Annotated in this window: 8 protein-coding genes, 1 pseudogene and 1 riboswitch; of the genes and pseudogenes, 5 read left to right on the top strand and 4 right to left on the bottom strand. The window is 72.7% G+C overall.

Going from position 1 to position 8,425, the window contains the following annotated elements:
• Positions 1–187, bottom strand: a pseudogene (locus ACFWOG_RS37240) (N-acetylglucosamine-6-phosphate deacetylase); the annotation flags it as partial.
• Positions 184–1,131: an ROK family protein gene (locus ACFWOG_RS37235; protein WP_329877169.1), complete on the bottom strand. Its 948-nt coding sequence runs from the start codon at positions 1,129–1,131 to the stop codon at positions 184–186. The gene ACFWOG_RS37235 and the pseudogene ACFWOG_RS37240, both read right to left, overlap by 4 nt.
• 367 nt (positions 1,132–1,498) lie before the next feature.
• Between ACFWOG_RS37235 and ACFWOG_RS37230 the strand changes: the two genes are divergently transcribed.
• From ACFWOG_RS37230 to otsB, 3 genes are all read left to right on the top strand, one after another.
• Positions 1,499–2,740 (top strand): extracellular solute-binding protein, encoded by a 1,242-nt coding sequence (locus ACFWOG_RS37230; protein WP_329877167.1) that lies wholly within the window; start codon positions 1,499–1,501, stop codon positions 2,738–2,740.
• Between the two features lie 10 nt (positions 2,741–2,750).
• Positions 2,751–2,984, top strand: coding sequence for a DUF3263 domain-containing protein (locus ACFWOG_RS37225; RefSeq protein WP_327679814.1), 234 nt, complete (start codon positions 2,751–2,753; stop codon positions 2,982–2,984).
• Positions 2,985–3,069: 85 nt separating this feature from the next.
• Positions 3,070–3,912, top strand: coding sequence for a trehalose-phosphatase (otsB, locus tag ACFWOG_RS37220; protein WP_329877163.1), 843 nt, complete (start codon positions 3,070–3,072; stop codon positions 3,910–3,912).
• On the opposite strand, the gene ACFWOG_RS37215 is transcribed toward otsB, so the two are convergent.
• Positions 3,896–5,365 carry a trehalose-6-phosphate synthase gene (locus tag ACFWOG_RS37215; RefSeq protein ID WP_329877161.1) on the bottom strand — a complete coding sequence of 490 codons (1,470 nt, stop codon included), beginning with the start codon at positions 5,363–5,365 and terminating at the stop codon, positions 3,896–3,898. The genes otsB and ACFWOG_RS37215 overlap by 17 nt on opposite strands.
• Positions 5,366–5,403: 38 nt before the next feature.
• Positions 5,404–6,411: a glucosyl-3-phosphoglycerate synthase gene (locus ACFWOG_RS37210; RefSeq protein ID WP_329948401.1), complete on the bottom strand. Its 1,008-nt coding sequence runs from the start codon at positions 6,409–6,411 to the stop codon at positions 5,404–5,406.
• Positions 6,412–6,560: 149 nt separating this feature from the next.
• Positions 6,561–6,695: riboswitch (SAM riboswitch) on the top strand.
• 17 nt (positions 6,696–6,712) lie between these two features.
• On the opposite strand from ACFWOG_RS37210, the gene thrC reads away from it, so the two are divergent.
• On the top strand, positions 6,713–7,993 hold the full coding sequence (gene thrC / locus ACFWOG_RS37205; protein WP_329877157.1) for a threonine synthase: 1,281 nt from the start codon (positions 6,713–6,715) through the stop codon (positions 7,991–7,993).
• 79 nt (positions 7,994–8,072) lie between these two features.
• Positions 8,073–8,351, top strand: coding sequence for a ubiquitin-like small modifier protein 1 (locus ACFWOG_RS37200; protein WP_329877155.1), 279 nt, complete (start codon positions 8,073–8,075; stop codon positions 8,349–8,351).
• Positions 8,352–8,425: the final 74 nt, after the last annotated feature.

Raw genomic sequence — 8,425 nt, 5'->3', positions numbered from 1 at the left:
AGCCGGGGACGACGGTGTACCCGGTCAGGTCGAGGTCACCGGCCGTGGTGGCGCCGCCGAGACCGGCGATCCGGGTGCCCTCGACGGCGAGACGGTCGCCCTCGACGATGCCGCCGGGCAGGACCAGCCGGGCGCCGGCCAGTGCGGTTCGCCGCGGCAGGGCCGCAGATTGATTCCGCGCGGTCACGCGGTCACCTCCATCGAGAGCAGATCCCAGGCGAGCAGGCCCGCGCCCAGGGACGCGGCGGTGTCTTTGAGCATGGCCGGTACGACCTCGGGGGGCATCTGGAAGGTCAGACGCTCGGTGACCGCGGCACGCAGCGGGGTGAAGAGGGTGTCCCCGGCTTCGGCGAGCCCGCCGCCGACGATCACCGTGGACGGGTCGAGCAGGCTCTGGGCCAGCACGATGCCGTCGGCCAGGGCCTCGACGGCGCGCTGCCAGACCGCGACCGCGCGGGCGTCCCCGGCGTCCACCGCGACGGCGCAGGATGCCGCGTCGGCGTCGGGGTCGCCCACGGCCTCGGCCCAGGCGCGGGAGACGGCGGAGGCGGAGGCGAGGGTCTCCAGACAGCCGCGGGCGCCGCAGCCGCACTGGGGACCGCCGGGCCGGACCACCACGTGGCCGATCTCGCCGCCGTAGCCGTGGGCTCCGGCCTCGATCCGTCCCCGGATGCCGATGGCGCCGGCGATACCGGTGCCGAGGGCGATGAAGAGGAAGCGTTCGACGCCCCGGCCGGCGCCGAGCCGGCCCTCGGCGAGACCCCCGGAGCGCACGTCGTGGCCGAGGGCGACCGGCATGGCGCCGCCGTCCGCCGCGGCCAGGCGCTCTCCCAGCAGCTTGCGCAGCGGAAGGTCGCGCCAGCCGAGGTTGGCGGAGAAGACCGCGATGCCGTTCTTCTCGTCGATCGTCCCGGGGACGGCGACTCCCGCCGCCACGGGGGCGACGCCGAAGCGGCTGCGGCCTTCGTCCGCCAGGTCGGCGGCGAAGTCGAGGATGGCGGCGACCACGGCGTCCGTGCCGTGTTCCCGCCCGGTCGGGCGTCGTGCTTCGAACAGCACGGAGCCGTCCTGGGCGAGCAACGCGGCTTTCATGCCGGTGCCGCCTACATCGAGTGCGATGACGTGCTTCACGGAGGACAGTTTCCCTTGGGTGGGTCGGAGAGGTCTAGTCCAGTTGTCGGATTGGTCTGGTCCAGCGGGGTGAGCTTTGTCGCAGAAGTATGCGGTGTGCGGCGCTTTGCACGAACCGGACCGGATCCCTTGAGGCCGGGTCCGGCGGGTCGGACGGCCGAATTTCATTGCGCATCGTGCAACGACCTCCGCACTTCGATAACTACCCGGCGCGGACCGGCCACAGGTGTGGACCACTGAGTGGCCTGTTTGGCACCCTTGCCGCCTCCCCCCGGCCGGATCCCCCCGATCCGGTTCGTCGCTCCCGCAAGACTCCCCCTCGAAGGCGGTACCCGCGTTGGACAGGCGCGCCAAGGTCCCCACCCGGTTGTCCGGCATCGCACTGGCCGGAGCACTGGTGCTCACCGGCTGCGGCGGCAAGGACGACGGCCCGATCACCCTCCGGCTGGTCGCGGCCGACTACGGCGAGAGCGCGGAGACCAGTTCCAAGCTGTACTGGGACGACCTCGCCCGGCGCTTCGAGACCGCCAACCCGGGCATCAAGGTGGACGTCCAGGTGGAGAGCTGGACCGACATCGGCAAGAAGGTCGACGACCTGGTCAAGAGCGGGAAGTCGCCCGACCTGCTGCAGACCGGCGGCTTCGCCGACCAGGCCGGCGCCGACCGGCTCTACACCGCCTCGGACGTGCTCTCGCTGGAGACCCAGGCGAACATCATGGAGTCGTTCTCGCACGCCGGGCAGGTGCTCGGCACGCAGTACGGCATTCCGTTCGTCTCCTCCTCCCGGGTGCTCTTCTACAACAAGGCGATCTTCCAGAAGGCCGGCGTCGACAAGCCGCCGACCACCTGGAACGAGCTCAAGCAGGCCGCCGAGAAGATCAAGGCCAAGGTGCCGGGCGTGACGCCGTACGGGCTCCCGCTCGGACCGGAGGAGGCCCCGGCCGAGTCGATGCTGTGGACGTTGAGCGGCGGCGGCAGCCTCTCCGACGACGTCGGCAACTACACCATCGACAGCACCCAGAACCAGGCGACCTTCAACTGGCTCAGGACCAACCTGGTCGCCACCGGGCTGACCTACCCCGAACCCGGCAAGATGAACCGCACCCCCGTGTTCAGCGACTTCGCCGCCGGGAAGGTCGCGATGCTGAACGGGCACCCGACCCTGCTGCGGATGGCCGCCAAGGGGAAGATCGACTTCGGCACGACGGCGATCCCGAAGAAGGACGGCCTGGCGAAGACCGGCAGCCTCGGGGTGGCCGACTGGATGATGGCCTTCAAGGCCAACGGGCACCGCAACGAGATCCGCAAGTTCCTCTCCTTCGTCTACGCGAAGGACAACCAGCTCAAGTTCGACGAGACCTACAACCTGCTGCCGGTCACCCAGGACGCCTTCGACGCGATCAGCAAGGACCCCAAGCACGAGGCCCTGAAGCAGTTCGCGGCCGGGCTGGGCAACGCGAGCTTCTACCCGTTCGGCGACCCGGCCTGGGTGGAGGTCTCCAACCGGATCAAGGCCGGGATCGGGGCGGCCGCGACCGCCGACCCCAAGCCGGTCCTGGAGGACCTCCAGCAGACGGCCGTCAAGGAGGCCGCGAGGCTCCGCAAGTAGGCTGGCCGGCATGGGCGCGGGTGAGCTGGACGAGCGGGACCGGGCGGTGCTGGAGCTGGAGGGCCGGTCGTGGCGGACGGCCGGCGCCAAGGAACGGGCCGTCCGGGAGGAGCTGGGACTCTCCAGCACCCGGTACTACCAGCTGCTGAACGCGTTGCTCGACCGACCGGAGGCACTGGCGCACGCGCCGGTGCTGGTGAACCGGCTCCGGCGGGTCCGGGACGCCCGGCGCGCGGCACGGTAGGCGGGCGCCGCCCCGGCGCCCGACCCGGGAGCCCGACCGCCGCGTCGACGGATGACCCCCGTCCGGCCCGGGTACGGTCCCTGTCATGGGCCTTGCTGAGATTGCGCGACCGCTGACGGACGACGGACGGGCGGGCCTGGCGGCGTTGCTCGAAGAGCCGCGGGCGGCGGTGGTCGCCCTGGACTTCGACGGCACGCTGGCACCGATCGTGTCCGACCCGAGCCGTGCCCGGGCGCACCCGGGCGCGGCGGACGCCCTGCGCGGCCTGGTGCCGCACGTCGGGGCGGTCGTGGTGGTGACCGGGCGCCCGGCCGGGCTGGCGGTGGAGTACGGGGGCTTCGCCGAGGTCGGCGGGGTGGTGGTGCTCGGGCACTACGGCGCGGAGCGCTGGGAGGCCGGTGAGCTGACCGCGCCGCCGGTGCACCCCGGGGTGGCCGCGGTCCGGGCGGCGCTGCCGGACGTCCTGGCGGCGGCCGGGGCGCCGGACGGGACGTGGGTGGAGGACAAGGGCCGGTCGCTGGCCGTGCACACCCGGCGGACGGCCGAGCCCGCCGTCGCGTTCGAGCGGCTGGTGGAACCGGTCGGCGCACTGGCGGCCGAGCACGGCCTGGTGGTGGAGCCCGGTCGGCTGGTCCTTGAGCTGCGACCGCCGGGGGTGGACAAGGGGGCGGCACTGGAGGGCTTCCTGCGCGAGCGCGGCGCCCGGTCCGTGCTGTACGCGGGGGACGACCTGGGGGACGTCGCGGCCTTCGCGGCCGTGGAGAAGCTGCGCGGGGAGGGCCTGGCCGGCGTGACGGTCTGCAGCGGCGCGGTGGGGGACGCGCCGGTGCGGGAACTCGCCGACCGGGCGGACCTGGTGGTCCCGGGCCCGGCCGGCGTGGTGGAACTGCTGGCGGCACTGGGGGAGGAGCTCAGCGCAGGGCGTTGAGCTGGTCGAGGAACCACTGCTGGGGCGGGAGCGCGGTCGCGGCGGCCACGAGCCGCTTGGTGCGGTCGGCGCGCTCGCCGGCCGGCATGGTGAGCCCGGCGTGCAGGGCCTCGGCGGTGGCGACGACGTCGTACGGGTTGACGGTGAGCGCGTCCTCGCCGAGCTCGGCGTGGGCACCGGCCTCGCGGGACAGGACGAGGGCGCAGCCGTCGTCGGAGACCACCGGGACCTCCTTGGCGACCAGGTTCATGCCGTCCCGGATCGGGTTGACCAGGGCGACGTCGGCCATCCGGTACGCGGCCAGCGAGCGCGGGAAGTCGTCGTCGACGTGCAGGATCACCGGCTGCCAGCCGGGGGTGGCGAACTCCTCGTTGATCTCCTCGGCCAGCGCCTGCACCCGGGCCGTGTAGGCGCGGTACTCGGCGAGGTCGGTGCGGGACGGGTAGGCGAAGGCGATGTGGACCACCCGGTCGCGCCACTCGGGACGGGTGCGCAGCAGGTGCCGGTACGCCTGGAAGCCGCGGACGATGTTCTTGCTCAGCTCGGTGCGGTCGACCCGGACGACGGTCCGGCGGTCGCCGACGGCGGCGCGCAGGGTGGCGAGGCGGTCGTCGACGTCCGGGCGGTGGGCGCGCTCGCGCAGGAAGCCGGCGTCGGCGCCGAGACCGTGCACGCCGAGGTGGGTGGTGCGGCCCTCGTGGGTGACGGTGAGGGCGTCGCGGTCGACGGCGGCGCCGAGGACGGCTTCGCAGCAGTCGGCGAACGCGAGCGCCCAGCGCCGGGTGAGGAACCCGGCCCGGTCGGCGCCGAGGATGCCGGTCAGGACGGTCTCGGCGATGTCGTCGGGCAGCAGCCGGAAGTACTCGGGCGGGGCCCAGGGGGTGTGCGAGAAGTGGCCGATCCGCAGGTCGGGGCGGGCGGCGCGGAGCAGCGCCGGGGTCAGCGAGAGGTGGTAGTCCTGGACCAGGACGGCGGCGCCGGGTGCGGCCTCGGCGGCGAGGGCCCCGGCGAAGGCGGCGTTGTACGCGGTGTAGGCCTGCCACTCGGTGCGGAAGTCGGCGTCGAAGGCGGGCGCGGTCGGGGTGTCGTACAGCAGGTGGTGGATGAACCAGAGCGTCGAGTTGGCGACGCCGTTGTAGGCCCGGGCGAAGGTCTCCGGGTCTATGTCCAGCATCCGGACGGCCTGCCCGCCGACGTCGTGGCCGGCCCGGTCGAGGCGTCCGTCGGGGGCCTCCCGGGAGGCCCTGCGGTCGGCGTCGGAGAGGGCGGCGCAGACCCAGACGGCGTCCGGGTCGTCGATGGCGGAGAGCCCTGAGACCAGGCCGCCGCCGCCTCTGCGGAGGGTCAGCGTGCCGTCGTCCGCGGTGCCGAAGGACACCGGTCCCCGGTTGGACGCCACCAGGACGGGGGCAGTGCCGGTCGAATTCGAACGTTCGGTCGTGAGATCGCCCATGGTTGGTTGGTTGCCGGGGGTCCCGGGTCGCAAACCCCTCAGCGCCGGGTGGCGTATTCGGGGACGGTGTGCATCGGCGGGCGCTCGGTGGCGGTGACCGGGTGGGTGTGGGCCGTGAAGGCGCGGGTCTCCGGGTCGCGGGTGAACTGGGTGAGCAGCGGGTGGACCAGGTCGGCGGCGGCCTTGAGCCGGTGGGTGCGGTCGAGCCGCTCCAGGGCGGTGCGGTAGATGGTGGCGGCCATCCGGCCGAGCGCCTGGCCGTCCTGGTGCCGGTGGTGGCGGACGCCGACGTCCACCTGGGCGAGCGCGTCCAGCCCGGCCGTCTCCAGGGCGTCGACGAGCAGGCCGAGTTCGACGCCGTAGCCGGTCGGGAAGGGCAGGCGTTCGAGCAGGGAACGGCGGGCCGCGTACTCGCCGCCGAGCGGCTGGACGAAACCGGCGAGTTCCGGCCAGTGCAGGTTGAGCAGGGGGCGGGCGACCAGTTCGGTGACCCGGCCGCCGCCGGCCGGGACGACCGCCCCGTCGGTCTCCAGCGGGCGGTCGTACATGGCCTTGACCAGGTGGATGTCCGGGTCGGTGAGCAGCGGGCCGACGATGCCGGAGACCAGGGCGGGATCGAACGCGCGCAGGTCGGCGTCGACGAAGCAGACGATCTCACCGCGGGTGACCAGCAGCGATCGCCAGAGCACCTCGCCCTTGCCGGGGGCGGCGGGCAGCCGCGGGAGGATCGTGTCGCGGTGGACGACGGTGGCACCGGCCTCGGCGGCGACCGCGGCGGTGGCGTCGGCCGAGCCGGAGTCGACCACGACCAGTTCGTCGACCAGCGGCAGCCGTTCCACCAGCTCGCGGCGGATGGTGCGGACGATGTCGCCGACCGTGGCCTCCTCGTCCAGGGCGGGGAGGACGACGCTGACCGTGCCGGCCGGGCCCAGTGCGCGCTTGGCCGCCAGCAGGACGTCCACCGGGCGGTCGGCCGCGCTCCACGAGCGTCGGCGCAGCCAGGACGCCGTCTCGGGGAGGAGCGCGGGGATCGGTTCGGCGGGCACTGTTCTCTCCTCGGCGAGGTGGGATGGGACGGGTCATCTCGCGTGGCGGACGATCCCGTTCGGGGTTGACGCCTTCGGATACAGTCTTCGTACAGCGGTCGCACCTTCGCACGCCGGGGTCTCCGCTGAGCATGACCACAACTTCACAGAGCTCATCCAGAGGGACTGAGGGAACGGCCCGTTGACGTCCCGGCAACCTTCTCGCGCGGCTGTTGTCAACAGCGCCGGCGGGACAGGTGCCAATTCCGGCCTGTGGCGCGCCCGCGTCACGGGGAAGATGAGGAGAGAGGCCTCCGCCATCATGGCTATCGACACCGCCGCACCCGTCACCGTTGACCTCGGCCCCGCCGCCGCGCTGTCCTGTCGCGAGTGCGGCACCCGGTTCCCGCTCGGCCCCAGCTTCGCCTGCGTGGAGTGTTTCGGCCCGCTGGAGATCGCCTACGAGTTCGGCAGCGAGGGCGCGGAGGAACTGCGCAAGCGCATCGAGGCCGGTCCGGCGTCGATCTGGCGGTACGCTCCGCTGCTGCCGGTGCCGGCCGACGTCGCCTCCAAGCCGAACCTGAACCCGGGGTGGACCCCGCTGGTGAAGGCCGACAACCTGGGCCGCGAGCTCGGGTTCACCGCCCAGCTGCACATCAAGGACGACTCGGGCAACCCGACCCACTCCTTCAAGGACCGCGTGGTGGCCTGTGCCATCGAGGCCGCGCGGGCCTTCGGCTACACCACGCTGTCCTGCTCGTCGACCGGCAACCTGGCCGGTGCGGTGGGCGCGGCCGCGGCCCGGGCCGGCTTCAAGTCCTGCGTGTTCATCCCGCACGACCTAGAGCAGGGCAAGGTCGTGATGGCCGGGGTGTACGGCGGCGAGCTGGTCGGCATCGAGGGCAACTACGACGACGTGAACCGCTTCTGCTCGGAGCTGATCGGTGACCCGGCCGGCGAGGGCTGGGGCTTCGTCAACGTCAACCTGCGGCCGTACTACGGCGAGGGCTCCAAGACGCTGGCGTACGAGATCTGCGAGCAGCTGGGCTGGCGGCTGCCGGAGCAGATCGTGATCCCGATCGCCTCGGGGTCGCAGCTGACCAAGATCGACAAGGGGCTGCAGGAGCTGATCAGGCTCGGCCTGGTCGAGGACCGGCCGTACCGGGTCTTCGGCGCCCAGGCGGCGGGCTGCTCGCCGGTGTCGGCGGCGTTCAAGGCCGGCCACGACGTGATCCGGCCGGTCAAGCCGGACACCATCGCCAAGTCGCTGGCGATCGGCAACCCGGCCGACGGCCCGTACGTGCTCGACATCGCCCGGCGTACCGGTGGCGCGGTGGAGGACGTGACGGACGAGGAGGTCGTGGCGGCGATCCGGCTGCTGGCCCGGACCGAGGGCGTCTTCGCCGAGACCGCGGGCGGGGTGACCGTCGGCGTGCTGAAGAAGCTGGTCGAGACGGGACAGCTGGACCCGTCGAAGGAGACCGTCGCGATCAACACCGGAGACGGCCTCAAGACGCTGGACGCCGTCTCGGAGGCCGGCATGACCGCTGTGATCCGGCCGACGCTGGCGTCGTTCCGCGACGCCGGCCTGGCGTCCGCCTGACCGGCCCGGACCCGTCCGGCACCGGCCCTCGCCGTCCTTCCCCGGTACACCCCCGCCCCGCAACGAGGAGAAGACCCCCATGAGCGCCAACGTCCGCATCCCGACCATCCTGCGCACCTACACCGGTGGTGCCAGCGAGGTGTCCGCCGAGGGCGCCACCCTGGGTGACGTCATCGCCGACCTGGAGAAGAACCACGCCGGGATCGCCGCGCGCATCCTCGACGACACCGGCAAGCTGCGCCGTTTCGTGAACGTCTACGTGAACGACGACGACGTGCGGTTCGCCGAGGGTCTGGCCACGGAGATCAAGGACGGCGCGAGCGTCTCGATCATTCCGGCGGTGGCGGGCGGCTGCTGAGCGCCTTTTCGCCGTTCCCGGCCGTGGGGGGCGCGGGAATACGCCCCCCCCCACGCCCCGGGGTGTTTTTGGGG

Source organism: Kitasatospora sp. NPDC058406, from assembly GCF_042722765.1.
GTDB lineage: Bacteria > Actinomycetota > Actinomycetes > Streptomycetales > Streptomycetaceae > Kitasatospora.
The sequence above is the reverse complement of the archived record's forward strand: the minus strand, read 5'-3'. Positions and strand labels throughout refer to the sequence as shown.

Excerpts from the sequence above, each read along its gene's own strand:
- ACFWOG_RS37215 (WP_329877161.1), bottom strand. The coding sequence starts at position 5,365 with ATGGGCGATCTCACGACCGAACGTTCGAATTCGACCGGCACTGCCCCC.
- ACFWOG_RS37225 (WP_327679814.1), top strand. The coding sequence starts at position 2,751 with ATGGGCGCGGGTGAGCTGGACGAGCGGGACCGGGCGGTGCTGGAGCTG.
- ACFWOG_RS37200 (WP_329877155.1), top strand. The coding sequence starts at position 8,073 with ATGAGCGCCAACGTCCGCATCCCGACCATCCTGCGCACCTACACCGGT.
- thrC (WP_329877157.1), top strand. The coding sequence starts at position 6,713 with ATGGCTATCGACACCGCCGCACCCGTCACCGTTGACCTCGGCCCCGCC.
- otsB (WP_329877163.1), top strand. The coding sequence starts at position 3,070 with ATGGGCCTTGCTGAGATTGCGCGACCGCTGACGGACGACGGACGGGCG.